At 49.5% G+C, this 16,321-nt stretch carries 13 protein-coding genes and 1 pseudogene; 2 read left to right on the top strand and 12 right to left on the bottom strand.

Annotated features, from left to right (window positions below):
• Positions 1 to 94: 94 nt before the first annotated feature.
• Positions 95 to 2,707 (bottom strand): aminopeptidase N, encoded by a 2,613-nt coding sequence (gene pepN, locus L383_RS20260; protein ID WP_023332604.1) that lies wholly within the window; start codon positions 2,705 to 2,707, stop codon positions 95 to 97.
• A 415-nt stretch (positions 2,708 to 3,122) separates the two neighbouring features.
• Here pepN and L383_RS0123680 point away from each other — a divergent pair.
• Positions 3,123 to 3,369: pseudogene (locus L383_RS0123680) on the top strand (DinI-like family protein).
• A gap of 258 nt (positions 3,370 to 3,627) precedes the next feature.
• On the opposite strand, the gene L383_RS20265 reads toward L383_RS0123680, so the two are convergent.
• From L383_RS20265 to L383_RS20275, 3 genes are all read right to left on the bottom strand, one after another.
• Entirely contained in the window at positions 3,628 to 4,554 is a 927-nt protein-coding gene (locus tag L383_RS20265; RefSeq protein ID WP_023332603.1) for an RNA-guided endonuclease InsQ/TnpB family protein, read from the bottom strand.
• A 146-nt stretch (positions 4,555 to 4,700) separates the two neighbouring features.
• The gene (locus L383_RS20270) at positions 4,701 to 6,386 is read right to left on the bottom strand and encodes a flagellin (RefSeq protein ID WP_023332602.1); all 1,686 of its coding nucleotides are present in this window, start codon (positions 6,384 to 6,386) and stop codon (positions 4,701 to 4,703) included.
• Positions 6,387 to 6,648: 262 nt separating this feature from the next.
• A complete protein-coding gene (locus L383_RS20275; RefSeq protein WP_023330754.1) occupies positions 6,649 to 6,888 on the bottom strand; it encodes a hypothetical protein in 240 nt (79 codons plus the stop codon).
• Positions 6,889 to 6,988: 100 nt separating this feature from the next.
• Here L383_RS20275 and L383_RS20280 point away from each other — a divergent pair, with 100 nt between their 5' ends.
• Complete coding sequence (locus L383_RS20280; RefSeq protein ID WP_023332601.1) at positions 6,989 to 7,255, top strand: DinI family protein; 267 nt, start codon at positions 6,989 to 6,991, stop codon at positions 7,253 to 7,255.
• A 131-nt stretch (positions 7,256 to 7,386) separates the two neighbouring features.
• Here L383_RS20280 and L383_RS26265 read toward each other — a convergent pair whose 3' ends face one another.
• From L383_RS26265 to L383_RS20310, 8 genes are read right to left on the bottom strand one after another with little or no spacing between them, the layout of a single operon-like run.
• Positions 7,387 to 8,514: a tail fiber domain-containing protein gene (locus L383_RS26265; RefSeq protein WP_023332600.1), complete on the bottom strand. Its 1,128-nt coding sequence runs from the start codon at positions 8,512 to 8,514 to the stop codon at positions 7,387 to 7,389.
• Positions 8,515 to 8,574: 60 nt separating this feature from the next.
• Entirely contained in the window at positions 8,575 to 9,540 is a 966-nt protein-coding gene (locus tag L383_RS20285) for a DUF6453 family protein (RefSeq protein ID WP_023332599.1), read from the bottom strand.
• A gap of 4 nt (positions 9,541 to 9,544) precedes the next feature.
• Positions 9,545 to 13,372, bottom strand: a complete 3,828-nt coding sequence (locus L383_RS20290; protein ID WP_023332598.1) for a TipJ family phage tail tip protein — start codon at positions 13,370 to 13,372, stop codon at positions 9,545 to 9,547.
• A 54-nt stretch (positions 13,373 to 13,426) separates the two neighbouring features.
• The gene (locus L383_RS20295; RefSeq protein WP_023332597.1) at positions 13,427 to 14,017 is read right to left on the bottom strand and encodes a tail assembly protein; all 591 of its coding nucleotides are present in this window, start codon (positions 14,015 to 14,017) and stop codon (positions 13,427 to 13,429) included.
• 57 nt (positions 14,018 to 14,074) lie between these two features.
• Positions 14,075 to 14,485: a hypothetical protein gene (locus L383_RS0123670; RefSeq protein WP_204369705.1), complete on the bottom strand. Its 411-nt coding sequence runs from the start codon at positions 14,483 to 14,485 to the stop codon at positions 14,075 to 14,077.
• Positions 14,486 to 14,514: 29 nt separating this feature from the next.
• The gene (locus L383_RS20300) at positions 14,515 to 15,225 is read right to left on the bottom strand and encodes a C40 family peptidase (protein WP_023332596.1); all 711 of its coding nucleotides are present in this window, start codon (positions 15,223 to 15,225) and stop codon (positions 14,515 to 14,517) included.
• Position 15,226: 1 nt separating this feature from the next.
• Entirely contained in the window at positions 15,227 to 15,985 is a 759-nt protein-coding gene (locus L383_RS20305; protein WP_023332595.1) for a phage minor tail protein L, read from the bottom strand.
• Positions 15,982 to 16,320, bottom strand: a complete 339-nt coding sequence (locus tag L383_RS20310) for a phage tail protein (RefSeq protein WP_023332594.1) — start codon at positions 16,318 to 16,320, stop codon at positions 15,982 to 15,984. The genes L383_RS20305 and L383_RS20310 overlap by 4 nt, the downstream gene beginning before the upstream one ends.
• Position 16,321: the final 1 nt, after the last annotated feature.

The following is a 16,321-nucleotide window of genomic DNA, read 5'->3' as shown; positions in this document are numbered from 1 at the left end:
CCCCGGCCCTCTCCCACAGGGAGAGGGAGAAAACACAAAAAACGGCAACCTGGGTTGCCGTTTTGCTTTTACCTGCCCACCGGGCTTTTTTACATCACGCTAAGGCTTTCGCGATCTTCTCGTACAAATCGCCGGACAGGTTTTCCAGCCCTTTCAGCTGTTCAAGCGCGGCGCGCATTTTCGCCTGACGCTTCGCATCGTAGCGTTTCAGACGGATCAGCGGCTCAATCAGACGCGACGCCACCTGCGGGTTACGGCTGTTCAGTTCGGTCAGCATTTCTACCATGAACTGATAACCGCTACCGTCCTCCGCGTGGAACGCGGCCGGGTTGCTGCTGGCAAACGCACCAATCAGGGAACGCACGCGGTTCGGGTTACTCATGGTGAACGAACGGTGCTTCAGCAGGCTGCGGACTTTGCTGAGCGCATCGGCCGCCGGGCTGGTCGCCTGCAGAATGAACCATTTGTCCATCACCAGACCATCCTGGTGCCACTTGTCGTCGTACTCCTGCATCAGCGCATCGCGGCACGGCAGTTCAGCGGCAACGCTCGCCGCCAGCGCGGCCAGCGCGTCGGTCATATTGTCCGCTTTATGATACTGCATGCTCACCAGCGTGTTCGCCAGCTCGGTTTCACCAAACGCCAGATAACGCAGGCAGGTGTTACGCAGAGAACGTTTACCAATGTCCGCGTGCTCAACGCGATAAGCATCAAGCTTATTGGCGTTATAGATGGCGAGGAATTCGTCCGCCAGTTCAGCAGCCAGCGTGCGGGTCAGCGCTTCACGCACGGCCACGATGGCAATCGGGTCAATGATGTCAAACAGCTCGGCAATTTCAGTTGCCGACGGCAGGGTCAGAATTTCAGCCGCCAGCGCCGGATCAATAGATTCATCCAGCAGGATCGCACGGAACGCGTCTGCTACATGCACCGGCAGCGTCAGCGGCTGGCCCTGCTGGTAACGGTTCACGTTCAGCTTGATGTAGGTCGCCAGCAGACTCTGCGCGGCATCCCAGCGGGAGAAATCGTTGCGGGCGTGACGCATCAGGAACGTCAGCTGCTGATCGCTCCACTTGTACTCCAGCTTCACCGGGGCTGAGAATTCGCACAGCAGCGCTGGCACCGGCTGGAAATAGACGTTATCGAAGATAAAGGTCTGCTCTGCCTGGGTTACGTTCAGTACGTGGTGTACCGGATGACCGCCCTTCTGCAGCGGGATCACTTTGCCTTCGTTGTCATACAGCTCAATGCTGAACGGGATGTGCAGCGGATGTTTTTCTTCCTGCTCGGCGGTTGGCGGCGTGCGCTGGCTGATGGTCAGGGTGTATTGCTCGGTTTCCGGGTTGTAGTCGTCTTTAACGGTGACAATCGGCGTCCCGGCCTGGCTGTACCAGCGGCGGAAGTGCGAGAGATCCACGTTAGAGGCATCTTCCATCGCCTGCACAAAATCGTCACAGGTCGCCGCGCTGCCGTCATGACGCTCAAAATAGAGTTGCATCCCTTTCTGGAAGTTCTCTTCGCCCAGCAGGGTGTGGATCATACGGATAATTTCAGCGCCCTTCTCATATACCGTCAGGGTGTAGAAGTTGTTCATCTCAATGACTTTATCCGGACGGATAGGGTGCGCCATTGGGCTGGCATCTTCCGCAAACTGCAGGCCGCGCATAGTGCGGACGTTGTTGATACGGTTTACCGCACGAGAGCCCAGATCGGAGCTGAACTCCTGATCGCGGAAGACGGTCAGTCCCTCTTTCAGGCTCAGCTGGAACCAGTCACGGCAGGTGACGCGGTTACCGGTCCAGTTATGGAAATACTCGTGGCCGATGACGCGTTCGATATCAAGGTAGTCTTTATCGGTAGCGGTGTCGGTACGTGCCAGTACGTATTTGGAGTTAAAGATGTTGAGACCTTTATTCTCCATCGCGCCCATGTTGAAGAAATCGACGGCGACGATCATATAGATGTCGAGGTCGTATTCGAGGCCGAAACGTTCTTCGTCCCACTTCATGGAGTTGATGAGCGAGGTCATCGCCCACGGTGCGCGGTCAAGGTTGCCACGGTCAACAAACAGCTCCAGCGCCACTTCACGCCCGGAGCGAGTTTTGAACGTATCGCGCAGCACATCAAAATCACCCGCCACCAGCGCAAAGAGGTAGCACGGTTTCGGGAACGGATCCTGCCACTGCACCCAGTGACGACCATTTTCCAGTTCGCCCTCACCGACGCGGTTACCGTTGGAGAGCAGGAACGGATAAAGCGTTTTATCGGCGATGATTTTCGTCGTGAAGCGCGCCAGGACGTCCGGGCGGTCCAGGTACCAGGTGATATGGCGGAAACCTTCGGCTTCACACTGGGTACACAGAGCCACGCCTGACTGGTAAAGCCCTTCCAGCGCCGTGTTGGCTGAAGGGCTGATTTCATTCACGATGCGCAGCGTAAAGCGTTCCGGCAGGTTGTCAATGACCAGCTGGTTGCCTTCTTCTTTATAGTCTGACCAGGGTTCATCATTAATATGCAGGGAGACCAGCGTCAGGTCTTCGCCATCGAGACGCAGCGGCACGGCAGTCGCACTGTGGCGCGTCACCTGACTCACCGCCGTCACGACGGTTTTTGTGGCATCCAGGTCAAACGTCAGGTCGATATCGCTAATCAGGTATTCCGGCGCACGGTAGTCGTGGCGGTATTTGGCTTGTGGCTGTTGTGTCATAGAAAACCTTATGCATCGTTTGTCGAGTAACGTTTCAATATATTCCTGTTGCGCAAAACGCGCTATGCAGAATGTTCATCTTTTCAGGCAGAAACACCTTTTTCGCTACATTTGTATAATATGAACGCATAATTTTTAAAATCGATAAAGATCGTCCAGGAGCGCATTAAACAAGGGATGAGAGAGATCGATTCAAAGCGAGATTTGCGAACTTTAACGAACTTCACAAGGCACTTTTGCCCCACCCATGCCCCACGACTAATTTTACCCGAGAGCAGACACCATAAGGCTTGTAGACCATTCCAAACATCAAAAAACATTCAAAGCTGAACTGCTAATTCGCCAATTGACTTGACAGTCTTTAGTTCTGGGTTACAGGTACTGTATATTTAACCAGGCATTAGCGGTGACTATCATGCGTGTCGAGATTAGTATTGCCAAAAATAAAACGATGGCTAGGCCGAAGGACTCAATTGACGCACTGACTCAGGAGCTGACAAAGCGCCTGAGTACGTATAATGAAGACGTAGAGGTGATCGTCAAGACAGCAAGCAAAGATGGCTTTTCCATTCTGCGGCTTAGAAAAAGAAGACAAAAAGACATATGTACAGGAAGTGCCACAAGAAGCGTTGGAAAGCGCAGATAACTGGTTTACACGATGATTGCAATTCCTTAGAATCTGCGTCGGTTGCTCTAACATCAACAACCGACAAATTTTTACTTTATAAAATATATAGAAAAATCACCAATTGGTATTGGACCAGACGTTGACATTCTCAATAACATTCGAGATTTTTGCTTCAACAGAAGTTAAAAAAACCTTCCTCAACAAACTGAAACGACATGCCCTGCCGCCAATAATCACTTTGATTTATATTAAAAAACGGGTGAAAAATATCTCAAAGGATATTTAATAAAAACTAAGCATCCAGCTGAACAATTTTTCCACCTAACCACTCTTGTTTATACAATAATTGCCTAACAAACTCGTACCTCATATTTTTTGCAATATTGTTTTTATCCGATACAAAATTCTTTACGTCAACTACTTCTACAACTGCGTGTTTTTTGCATATTGCCGTAGTTATCTTATGTAAGGCATCCAGTCTGAAATTACCTGACCTTGTTCTTATTCTGTCAATTTTCTTTTTACTTTTTAGCCAATTATTACTGTGTTTTACTTTCCTACTTAACTCTTTATTAAGACGTTTTATTTTTTTTTCATCAACAATGCCAGTAAAGCTTTCGACTGAAACCTCATTCCCAGCACACAGGGTAACATATCCATCATTGAGTAAAACTTTTGTCTTATTGATTGATGGATGAACCGGCTCAGAAACAAATTCCTCAGTATTAAAACTTATGTACCACTTATCAAGTTTTTTTGAAATAGTAACATTTTTCAAATTCCCCGTGACTTCGCGACTTTTACGGTACTTAACCCATCCTAATTTAGGCAAAGATACTAAACCTTTTTCTTGGTTTAATCTGACTCTTTGACATGGGACTCTAAAAGAATCACTGCGGCCTTTCTTTTTAAATCGAGGATACAGTGCTCTTCCTGAGAAGAAATTCTGAAAAGCCCTATCGAGATCACGTAAAGATTGCTGTAGGCATTGAGATGGACAAAGTTTAAGCCACTCAAATTTATGATCACTTTTCCACTCAACTAATAAAGGTGCGAGTTTATTGTAGTTCAGGAACGGCTTGCCATTATTATAGTTTTCGCTTAGGAGAGCAAGGCCTTTATTATATACAAAACGGCAGGCACCAGCAAAAACCAAAACGTCAGAAATCTGACTTTTACTTGGTTCAAGCAGAAATTTAAATGCCTTTTTTTTGATCACAATAAATCCTATAAGAACAACAAAACCACTGTAAGTATCCTAAGCTAAAATTGATATTTTCTATCAGTGGATTTAGCCACAAAATACATCTTTATTTATTCAATAAAAAGCCCTGCATTTGCAGGGCTTCGTGTATTGGAGTTGAATTAGCCTTGCAGCAGAGAAAGAACCTGCTGAGGAACCTGGTTGGCTTTAGACAACACGGAGTTGCCAGCCTGCTGAATGATCTGCGCTTTAGACATATTTGACACTTCGGTCGCATAGTCTGCATCCTGAATACGGGACTGCGCTTCAGACAAGTTAGTGGTAGTGTTGTTAAGGTTGGTCACAGCAGAGCTCAGACGGTTCTGTACTGCACCCAGAGAAGAACGGAACTTATCGATAGAGGCAATAGCATCGTCCAGCGCTTTCAACGGGTCAGGAGTAGCCGCAGACGCTCCCTGAGCTTCTGTGGTGATAGAACCATCAGCTGCTTTATAGAGAGCAGCTCCTTTATCATCAATAAAGCTGCCGTTGGCAAATTCTTGATAAGTCGTAGTTACAGTTTTTTCTGTATCAGTAGTCAGTTTGCCATCTAAATCCAGATTCACGGCCGTACCACCAGCAGTTACCGCACCAGCAGCATCAACGTCGTAAGACGCAGCACCGTTAGTAACAGTGTAATCTTTGCCAGATAATGCTGTAGCCATATCGCTAGCAGAGATTGATGCACCCGTAATTTTAAATCCTGCTGCACCTGCACCAGTAGTAACCAACGTACCTTTATCAGCCGTTGTAATTGTGGTCATAACACCAGTAGTACCGGCATCGTTTGTGTTAGCCATCAATCCGGCAAGCGAAGCTGCTGGAGGACTGCCTGCACTGTTCTTGGTCAAGTTACCAGTAGTATCAAGATACAGTTGTGAGTTATCATCAGCCGCCGTGATGTTTCCTGCGCTATCAATGATTACATCTTGGGTTGTTGTTCCAATTTTGACTGTAGCAGTAGCGGAACCACCCTTAGTAAGATAACTCAGAGCATTCGCTGATGTTACATCTGTAGCATCAAATTTGTAGGACTTGCTGGTGGAATCAAAAGTATAATCAGCGTCAGCATTAACACCTAAACCGTTCACGATGGTCGGTGCTGTCTGGCTGATTTTGCTGCCGTTTGCAACGCTATTCAGCAAATCAGCTGTAGTCGCTGACTTATAAGTAGTAACATCGTCTTTAGTCCAAGTGCTGTTACCGTTTGCCCCTGGGGTTTTCGTGAAACCAGTCAGATCTGCTTCGGTCAATTTAGCATTATCAACTGCACCTTTACCATTTACGTTAAAGCTCGTAAGTTTCAGGGTATTAGAGTCGATTTGTTTCAGGTCTATGGTAATGGTCTGGCCATCGTTAGCACCAACCTGAATTTTCATGGAACCGTCTTTTGCCAGCACATTCACACCGTTGAACTGGGTCTGACCGGATACACGGTCAATTTCATCCAGACGGGATTTGATTTCGTCCTGGATGGAGTCCAGGTCAGACTGTGAGTTAGTACCAGTAGAGGACTGAACGGTCAGCTCACGGATACGCTGTAAGTTGTTGTTGATTTCAGACAGTGCACCTTCAGTTGTCTGTGCAACGGAGATACCATCGTTAGCGTTACGTGCAGCCTGGGTCAGACCTTTGATGTTAGAGGTGAAGCGGTTAGCGATCGCCTGACCAGCTGCATCATCTTTTGCGCTGTTGATACGCAGACCGGAAGACAGGCGCTCAATAGCAGTGGCCATTGAGGATTGATTCTTATTGATGTTATTCTGAGTTATCAGCGAGAGGCTGTTGGTATTAATGACTTGTGCCATGATAGTAATTCCTGTTTGACTGGTCGTAATTTAAGTTTACGGCTTCCACCACTAGGCTCTTGCGCCGCTAAATTTACTATCGGCAACCATTGCAGATCCTTTAGAAAAAAAACAAAAAAACAATATCCTACTGTTTTATAAATTGTTTATCCTGAATCGTACATACCTAGATGCACGACATTTTCTTCACTCGGTAGTCGTCATCAAACCAAAAAGACTATCCGATGTTCAACATAGTCAGTAGTTGGCGAAACTAACCCCATTAGAAAACCCTCCCCATGTTACGCAGGATCCAGTATCGGTTCTCACTTCCGTTTGTCGTCTTATCGGCGAAGTCCGGCTGGTATCGCTCGATCCATGAATTTGCATCCTCCTGGCTGAAATGCCAGTGCCTCTCCTGCAGTTCAGCGATGAATTTGTCTGTATGCAGGCAGAGATAGCCCTTCGGGTTTTGCTGTATGGCCGCAATAAAAGCAGCACGAATATCCGGTTGACGAGGCATGAACACACCCTCACTCACTTATTGACTGTATGCATATACAGTAGTATTTTTATAAAAACAGATCAAGCACAGGCAATTTTTCACTTATAAGAGGATCGGTATGTTTGTTGAACTGGTTTATGACAAGCGAAATGTTGAAGGGCTCCAAGGGGCCAGAGAGATCATCCTGGCTGAGCTAACAAAGCGAGTGCACCAGATTTTTCCTGATGCAGAAGTGAAGGTGAAGCCGATGCAGGCGAACGCTTTAAACAGCGACGCCAGCAAAAGTGATCGGGAAAAGCTCAATCGCATGCTGGAGGAAATGTTTGAAGATTCCGATATGTGGCTGGTTTCTGAGTTTCCGACCGTTCGCCAGGTTGGCCTTTAAATTTTACTCGGTTAATATTCCCCACGTTTGCTCGGGCATGAACACTGAGCAACCAGCCGCCGCCAGTTCTTTCTTAAGACGGGCGGCGGTTTTCTTAGCGAAGCCGTTTCAATATGCGGTCTTCAGGTATATCAAGCTCCACCCTGTTTTAGCTCATCAACCTGTTTACTAAGCTCTGCTACCTTTGCGTTAAGTGCCTTTATGGCTGCCAGGGCATCCATCATCAGTGGGTTAAGGTCAAGCGTCATTTTCCCTACGCCCTCAGCAGAGTGAACATATTCCTTGTCGATTTGTTCGATCTGCTGAGCAATTACGCCACGGCGCTCTGTCTGCTCATCATCATCAAGGTAGTAGAATCGCTTAAACTCCATTTGACAGATGTTTTCAAGAGAATCAGCAACATCGAGATCGCCGTTGACGTGCTTAAAATTAATATCTGATGTTCCAACAGACTGCATCTGTGTCCATGGAATGGTGGACGAAGATGTATTCATAGCAGATGCGCCAAGGTTCCGGACGAAAAGATTCCCGGATGCTCCTGTAAATATTTGCTGTCGGCGCGTTGGGTCATACCCGCATACAATACCTGAGCCAGCTTGCGGGGCCCAGGCAGTACCTGAACCGTCAATGCCATAAAATCCTGATTCGGTATTTCCTAAGACGTTAATAGTTGGAGTTCCGAAACCGAAATAGCCCACACCTAAAACATTCCCAGTATTGGGGCCTACATCCTTGGTGGCGGCACTTCCTAAACCAAGGTTTGTACGAGCACCTGCTGCTGTCTTATCACCAGTTCCACCCTGGGAAATGCTTAGCGCGGTAGTCAGCCCGGAAAGACTGGTGATGTCGCTGTTTACCCCTTTCTTCGCCAGTGATTTCTGCCCCGGTACGGTGACTGGTGTGCCGTTAATCGTTATGGTGACGTCTGTCGTACCGTTCATCACATCAGCAAAGCCGCTCATGTAGCGCTGGTACATCGTGAAGGTTTCAGCAATGTCCTGCGCCAGGCCATCCACACTCAGGCTATCGCTCAGCAAAATCGAATACTTCGTTCCAGCAGGAATTGCTGGGCTTGCCGCAGGTGTCACGGTAAGAGAAGTTGCGCTTCCGATCGCGGTGATCTGGAAAACCTGCGCTGGGCTTGTCAAGGCGATAACAGTGCAGCCGTTACGAATGAGTGAGCCAGCAGCGGTGAAGTTTGTTCCCGTACCTGTAAGGCTATTTCCGTTTATGGCGATTGTGCCGGTGTTATAAATCATATTTTCTCCAGACAATAAAAAACCCCGCCGGAGCGAGGTTGATTTGAATAGACACTGAATTCAGACGTACATATCAGGCAATACAGGAAGGCTGAGCGGAGTAATGGTGTTATTACCGAATATGGCATACTGCTCGCGTCCAAGGTATTTCCCGCCCTGAACTGAAGCGCTGCCGTTCTGTATCTTTATTCCGAACATCCGATACACGTACATGCCATTAACCATATGAATCATCAGACCAAATCTGCCCAGCGGTACATAGCCGCTGCCGATGCTCACGGCACTTGTGGAAGGTGACCATAGTTGATTGAGGTATACGAAAGGTCGCTTTGTAGTTGAAAACGTACAGGCCCCTTCAGCGTTGAAAATATTGAGGCCAGTACCAGGCTGCGGCGCTACGCCACTGGCGAAGATAACGATGTCTATCGTGCCTGTTGTGGGAGCGTCATCATTAGTTGACGGAGGACTGAAGAATCTTACTGTGTTGCCGTCGAAGTCAATCGTATTACCGCTATTACAGCGTCCGAAAACGATATATTTCGACTTGTCATAACCTGATATCGTCGGAACCGCCCAGCCCCCGGTTGGAACATTCACAGTACCTTTCCAGATACACTGGCCTGACTGAGTAGCGTTAGTTATAGATGTGAAATCTGTGCTGTCGCTTATGAGCAAGCCCACACCACTACGCTGGCCCGTCGGAAATATCTGCCAGAGGCTTCCGGGAAACGTGTACGTGCTTTCTCGTTCGCTGATACTGTTGTCTTTCATCGTTGAGTTCTGCGTGACTCGCGCTCCCGATATGGTGACCGAGTTCATTTTATGAAGAAGCCCTGAATCAAGATAAGCCGCCGCATGTGGAATAAACAGCACCTGCGAACCGGATACATAACCGGAAATATCCGCGTACTTGGCTTTCTGATATCCACTGTCAAAACTTGCTCCAAATGACGGGCATCTCAGCCCCGCCGTTATCGCCATACGTTTCCCGCCGTCGTTCAGCTCTATCAATAACCCTGTCGGCATATTATCACCATGTCCCAAGTACGATCCGGCCACCACCCGGAATATTGATGGTGACGCCGTTGCCATTAATGACTGTGGTATTACCGGATCCGTTAAATGAAAAATTACCGTTGGTTGCATAAATGGAGCCACGAACCGTCACGTTGTTGAATGTGGCATATCCCGACTTGTTTATATGCCAGCCAACGTTCCCTGTGCCGTCCCAGGTTGAAGACTGAATATAGCTGCCGATTTTGGCGTTACCGATCGTCCCGTCACCAATTACTGTGTCCCGGATGATGGCTTGTCCGTTCTGGATAACAAACGGCAGAGTCACGGCGCCGCCTGCCTGGGTCATAACCGCGAAGCGATCAGCGAGGAAGAGAACCTGCGTCTGCATTCCAGATGGCGTATTCTGAACACCAATCCCCATCCCTGCTGCATACTGATTACCATTAGAATCAACAGCGACCTTGATGCTGTACATCGCATTCAGGTTGTTATTGATGTCCGCTGATACCTGGCTGTTCTGGATAATAGCCGCAGACTGACCGTTAACCGTGACCTTCAGCGAGTTGATTTGCGTAGCAGACGCCTGAGTGAAGTCAGCGAGCGTCTTTGACAAGTCAGTGACATTCGCAGTGTTTCCACCAGTACTGGAATCCAGTGTGCGCAGCGACTCAGCGACAGCTTTACTTGCATCTGCCATGACATTGTCGACTCGCTCAATACCGGCTTTGTTATCACCATATTGCACGCTCAGAAGGTTACGCTGGTTAACCTGAGCGAGCGTACTCGTGATCAGCGCAATAGCATTGTTCTGAATACTTCCACTGGCCTTATCAGTTTGTGCTCCCAGTTCTTCAAGACGTGATGCCATTGAGGAATCAAGGTCCGTGACTACCTGGCTAAGTTCAGTGATTGATGCTGTATTCTGAGCACCTACAGCCGCTGCTGAATCAGCTTTGTCAGATGCGGCCTGAGTGGCAGCCGTCAACTGGCTTACCGCGGAAGCGCGAGCTTCAGTTTCCGTTGCTAACGCCTGGCGAACTTCAGTAATACCCGCTTCATTCTGCGCAGTTTGTGCCTCAAGACGAGTAACATCCGTGACGCGTGCTTCCGTCTCAGTGGCGATCACCTCCCGTAGCTCTTCGAATGTCGCAGAATTAGCCCCCTGCTGCGCAGTCTGGCGCACAACAACATCAGCAATAGCCAGGGCGTTGCCAATTATTGCTTCTGCTGTCTGCTTATTCGAACCTACTGCTGCAGCCAGACCATCTGCGTTCTCCTTAATCGCATCAGAAAGTTCGGCCAGTTTCTCGCTACTGTCTACAGCACTCTCAATCAGATCCTTAAATACCTCAGAATCTTTAATCTCCTCCAGGATCACATCGGTGATATCGGAAACATCGATGCTCGCCTGTCCGCGCACCCAGTCGGTGTATCCTGATTCATTGCCGCTGCGGTCCACCAGCTGCGCGCGGTACCAGAAAATCTGTCCAGCCTTAAGGCCCATCTGCTGATATTTGCGCTGTGGGTAAGGCACATCGGCCAGCAGCATCGCATCGTCTTCGGTACCGGTCAGGCTGTACTGGATTTCGGTCTTCAGCGTGTCGTCGGTATTCGCAGGGAATCCCCAGTTCAGCTCGATACCGAATACAACGTTTTCAGAAGCGATGAAGCCAACCGGCTTCGGTGGATTGCCCACTTTACCCGTCAGCGTTTTCTCTTCTGAATAGCCCCATCCGGATGATATTTCTGCGGCATTGATGGCGCGCACGCGCACCAGGTAGCGCCCGGCATAAATTCCCGGGACATCGAACGACGTTGTGGAGCTGCGCGGCACGTTAACCCAGTTCCCGTCGTTGCGGCGCCATTGCGCTTCATAGGCGATAGCGTTCTGCGCCTGGTCCCAGCTCACGCGCATTGTTTCGACGCTGATATTTTGCTGAACCACTGAAAACGAGCTGATTACGATGTTCTCAGGCGGAGACTGGTTACCTGGCGGGATCACACTCACCGGCCGCTGGTCAATGATGGCTCCGGTATCAATACGGGCATATTTATCCGGGTCATGCCATGCGCCGGTAATCGAGAAAGTGCCATCATCGTTATCGGAAACGCTGACAACTCGATACTGCTGCGCATAGAGCTCGTCCGATTGAACCACCCAAACAGCTTCGGCCTCTGGCGTCTCACTGTATGCCGTGGTGACTGTGACAGATTCCCCGTTTACAGCCTGAATAGTCCTGCTCTGCGACGCTCCGGATGGTAGGTTGAGAATAAGGCGATCACCTGCTGCTGCATCTGCCACGCGGTCAAGTTTGATAACGCGACCGTTAACGTCGCTGATGCGTCCGCCCATCACCTTTCCGGAAAGCAACTCGTCTGCCACGGCGATGATGTAGCCCGGCTGCGGAATGTTTCCGTCCAGCCCGACATCAAACGAAATAACGCGATCCTTGTTGTTGGTGAGAATACCCCAGCGTCCCTTTCGGTTCGCTTCTGATTGTCTGGTGCAGCCGATGGCTGTCATTTCCAGCTGATTGAAGCCGTACCGAGCTACCAGCGCCTGCTCAAATACCTGCTCCATCGCGTCAGCATAGGCGTTGCCAGGATCTGACCATGACACCAGTGCTGTGGTGTAGCGGGTTTTTGTGGTGCTGCTCGAATAACGGGGTTTGCCAACAATATTGGCGAGTGTGTAGCTGTAATCCACATCGCGCGGCATGTCAGCCAGGGCAACAATCTGATCCCCGCCCCAGTAGGTCATGCCACGGAAAATAGCGGCAAAATCACGCAGGACTGTGTAGGCGTCGTTTCGGTCCTGAATGTACACGTTGCAGGTATAACGAGGTTCGGTACCGTTGCCACCTTTGCCGTCTGGTACCATCTGATCACAATACTGGGCAACCTGATAAAGCGTCCATTTATCAATATTCGCAGCGGTCAAACGGTGCCCGAGGCCGAACCGGTCAGAAATAACCAAATCGTAAAAAATCCACGCAGGGTTATCCGTCCATGCCCACTTAAACGCACCGGTCCATGTACCGCTATAAGATCGGGTTTCAGGGTCGTAGGTATCTGGAACGCGGATAACACGGCCGCGCGGTTCGCATGAAATTTGGGGAATAGAGCCGTTGAACTGGCTTGAGTCGAATTCAATGTAGAGCAGCGCGGTGTTCGGGTAGCGCAGTTTGGCGTCAATCACCTCGGTGAAGCTCTGCAGCGTCATTGTGTCGCCGATCTTCGCGCTGTTGGCGTCAGAGGTAATCTTACGCAGGCGTATTGTCCAGGTGCTGCCAGCCTGCGGTAAATCGATACGGTGGCTGCGCTCATAGCCAGACGTTGTTTTGCCGGTCACGCTGGTATTAAGTACCGTCTGCCATGCGCCGCCGTCCGTCTGCAGGTCAATCGCGTAATTAACCGAGTAACCGACCAGATCGCCGTCGTCCTCCTGTTTGAAAAGCGAGGGCCATTTCAGACGCAGGCGAACTGCTGAAAGCTGCGTATTGGTAAACGTGCGCGTCCAGGCTGTGGCGCTTGATACCTCAGTTCCCACGCTGATTTCGTTTTCGGTACCGGGAATACCCTGAATATATTTTTGCGCCTGCGTTCCAGTGCGAAACTCCCACGTCACGCCGCTGAAGTTTTGGGAACCGTCGGAATTCTCCAGCGCCGTTCCGTCCAGGTAGATATCTTTGCCGGTTAGCTGCCCTGCAAACTCCCCTTCGCCAAGCGCAACGAGGATTTTTGCCTTCGCTACAGATTGCAGATCATCAGGCTGTTCGGTAGGGGTTCGTGAACTGGAACTGCCGCCCTTGCGGCCCTTTAACACTTTATCTGTAGCCATATTGCGCCCATAAAAAAAGCCACCTGAAGGTGGCCAGAAAAAAAGGTTAGTTATCTACTGCTGATCTTCGACATAAATTCCGGCAGAAATAATCGCTCCGCCGATTCTACGCTTACCATAAAGGAGCGGTACCGGGTAGCCTTGCGCCGCGGTGTTTGTTACACCACCGAATGCGTAGGATGCGCGGTTATCTGCGCTTTGTTTGCTGGCTAATCCGGTTGGCTGAGGTGAGAGCATTTGGACAACACCACCAATGATCAAAGCACCACCAGCTTGATACAAAAATGGCGATGCTCCTGCAAAGGGTGTGAAATTTAATACCACCCCTACAGCTACCAACACCGCTCCTAAAATAGTTTGTAATACACCTGCTTTTTTACTTCCTATCGGCACTGGTACTATTCTTATAACCTCGCCCTTAACAGGAAAACCCAATTCATCTATGCCTATATTTTTCTTCCCGCGAAAAACCGCATAAGAAAGTCCTCTTTGCTTACTCGTATTCATGAATTTTTCGAAACCATTAATCGTAGCAGATAAGGCTTTGCAGGCTTCTTGGGTTGTGCTTATCGAGCGATGATGTGTTTTGCCAAAAGTCTTTCCGAGAACACCGCCAAGTTCAATGCGTGTCATTACATCTGACATAAATCACCCCAATGAAAAAGCCACCCGAAGGTGGCCTTTAAGTATTAAAAATAAACTCTAATTTATCGACATCGGAAGGATGTCCACATTCCCACTTTGGTCGATAAATATCCTTAAAACACGAGGGGCATTTTCTTTTATTGAAAACTCCCGCTCTTTTTTAGGTGCGCCATTACATAGACCTTTCCCAGCAAACCCTGCTCCAATCAATACATCTCCAGGATTTAAGAAAGCAGTGACTTTCTCACCAGTATCAAGTTCAGCCAAATACTTACCATTGATATAGGTTGTTATAGCGCATCCACCAGCAACGAAACCTTTATCGCGAATGATAGTCACGGCAGTTGTGTGTGTTTTCTGTTGAAATTCTTTTGGTGCTGACACTTCTTTTGCATACTGCGGGAGAACTGGCTCTGTCGAACAACCAGCCATAATTACCAATGAAAACGCCAATAATGTTTTTTTCATATCCCTATCCCCTTTGGTTTTACAAAAGGTTAGCACAGAGCTTTGTAACGTAAAATCTTCATCGTCCTTTCCCGCCAGTAGCCACCATACGGCACGCGCTGGCTCAGATGTCCGTACAGGTGGTGCAGCAGCATATTTCCCTCCAGCAAAATTCCCGCGTGGTTCCACTTATCAGCCTGGACCTGCATGATCACCATATCGCCGGGTTTCGGTGGCCCGTCGAATTCACGGAATCCGCACTCATACCAGCAATCCTGATAGAAGTTGTCCGGATAGTCGTTTTCCCACCAGGGATAATCCACCCGGTAATCGTGGAGCTCTATACCATGCGTTTGCCGAAAATAGCTCATTACCAGCCCCCAGCAGTCGAAGTGGCCAAGCACAAACGGACGCTCCAGCAGCGGAAGTTCCCCGCGCGGCTGGATGGTGCGCAAATCCCCCTCCGGCCAGCTCACAATGTGCCAGGGTAAAAGCGTTGCATCGCATTGCGCCTTATCCAGTTCGCTCGGTTGCGTTGTGGCGTCAGGATGACTGTGAGCGATGGCGATCACAGTCCCCCAGTCCTCAGCAGCTGCATAGTCTTCGGGGCAAAGGACAAAATTGTCCTCCGGCATCGCGGCAAGATTCCGGCACGGGAAATAACGTTCAACTCGGCTTTTCTGCGCCACCACACCGCAACACTCGCGAGGGTATTCAGCAGCAGCATGCGACATAATGGCATCAATGGTTTTCTGACGCATATCAGCTCCTGATCAAAGACGTGCCCGGGAAGCCACCAAACGAGAGTTCGTTATTTTCACCGAACCGAAGTTTGCAGGCCGTCAGCGTGCCGTTGCATTCATCCAGTGACGGATCGCTTACCGGGTTATTGTTTTTGTCGAAATAGCGGGTTCCGGCATAGTCGCAGCCGTCGCCGGTGCGATATTTATTCCGGATGCACCAGGTACACAGGGAATGAAGCTGTCGCGTCGGGATCATTTGCCCCTGCAGGTCCATCGGGCTGGACAGAACAAATTCAACGGTTTCACCGGCAAGCTCGCCCGTTTTCCCGTCGATATACCAGACCTGCAACTTTTCCTGAGTCGGGTCTGCTGTAGGGTTACCGCCTGCGAAATTCCTGGCATCGAGATATTTCTCTTTTGTGTCGTGAATAGTGACTTTCGCTTGCAGCAGATCATCATACGCAAGACACAGAGCAGAAATGGAGCTTTCGATGTTCCCGACCGTCAGTGATGGCGTTGCGTTGCTCCCACTGGTTGATTTCTCCAGACCTTCCAGCTGATACGGCCAGGCGGCGTATTCATTTCCCTGCCACCAGATTGGTTTTGCCGGAAGCCTGGACTCATCCCCACCAGCGGCGATGATTTCCGCCTCTGTGTGGGGTATGTTGTAATTGTGAAAACGGAGAACATCCGTTAGCCCAAATGAAGAACCGTCCACCTCAATCAGACGAACATCGTTTCCGGATTCCAGCTTCTGATAATCTGCGTTTAAGCTCATGGTTTAAATGCCTGGATGAATGTTGCTTCAAGGTTGAATTTCCCCGCGCCCAGCCCGGTGGGTTTATACGTTTCGCAACGATACAAACCCAAAGGTTCGAGCGGCGGCTTCCACTGGAAGGCTTTCGTTCCTTCATGCCTGTCGAGGAAAGACTTAATGGCAGAAATGTAGGTTTCGTTGCCAGTGAAGTTAAGCGTCCACTGCTGAGTTCTGGTGTTCAATCCATCCCCTGAAACCTGCTCATATCCATCACCAAACTGTGCTTTCCTGACGCGGAAATTTGTATCAGCTTCAGCGTTAATCCGTGGGCACCATGTGAAAGTTTCGATGGCCATA

Source organism: Enterobacter sp. MGH 37, assembly GCF_000534515.1.
GTDB lineage: Bacteria > Pseudomonadota > Gammaproteobacteria > Enterobacterales > Enterobacteriaceae > Enterobacter > Enterobacter kobei.
This window is presented reverse-complemented; position numbering and strand designations above follow the sequence as displayed.

What these genes read in the sequence shown, in the direction of transcription:
- L383_RS20295 (WP_023332597.1), bottom strand. Translation starts at nt 14,017, where the DNA reads ATGTCAGATGTAATGACACGCATTGAACTTGGCGGTGTTCTCGGAAAG.
- L383_RS20310 (WP_023332594.1), bottom strand. Translation starts at nt 16,320, where the DNA reads ATGGCCATCGAAACTTTCACATGGTGCCCACGGATTAACGCTGAAGCT.
- L383_RS20280 (WP_023332601.1), top strand. Translation starts at nt 6,989, where the DNA reads ATGTTTGTTGAACTGGTTTATGACAAGCGAAATGTTGAAGGGCTCCAA.
- L383_RS20270 (WP_023332602.1), bottom strand. Translation starts at nt 6,386, where the DNA reads ATGGCACAAGTCATTAATACCAACAGCCTCTCGCTGATAACTCAGAAT.
- L383_RS20300 (WP_023332596.1), bottom strand. Translation starts at nt 15,225, where the DNA reads ATGCGTCAGAAAACCATTGATGCCATTATGTCGCATGCTGCTGCTGAA.
- L383_RS20305 (WP_023332595.1), bottom strand. Translation starts at nt 15,985, where the DNA reads ATGAGCTTAAACGCAGATTATCAGAAGCTGGAATCCGGAAACGATGTT.
- L383_RS26265 (WP_023332600.1), bottom strand. Translation starts at nt 8,514, where the DNA reads ATGATTTATAACACCGGCACAATCGCCATAAACGGAAATAGCCTTACA.
- pepN (WP_023332604.1), bottom strand. Translation starts at nt 2,707, where the DNA reads ATGACACAACAGCCACAAGCCAAATACCGCCACGACTACCGTGCGCCG.
- L383_RS20290 (WP_023332598.1), bottom strand. Translation starts at nt 13,372, where the DNA reads ATGGCTACAGATAAAGTGTTAAAGGGCCGCAAGGGCGGCAGTTCCAGT.
- L383_RS0123670 (WP_204369705.1), bottom strand. Translation starts at nt 14,485, where the DNA reads ATGAAAAAAACATTATTGGCGTTTTCATTGGTAATTATGGCTGGTTGT.
- L383_RS20275 (WP_023330754.1), bottom strand. Translation starts at nt 6,888, where the DNA reads ATGCCTCGTCAACCGGATATTCGTGCTGCTTTTATTGCGGCCATACAG.
- L383_RS20285 (WP_023332599.1), bottom strand. Translation starts at nt 9,540, where the DNA reads ATGCCGACAGGGTTATTGATAGAGCTGAACGACGGCGGGAAACGTATG.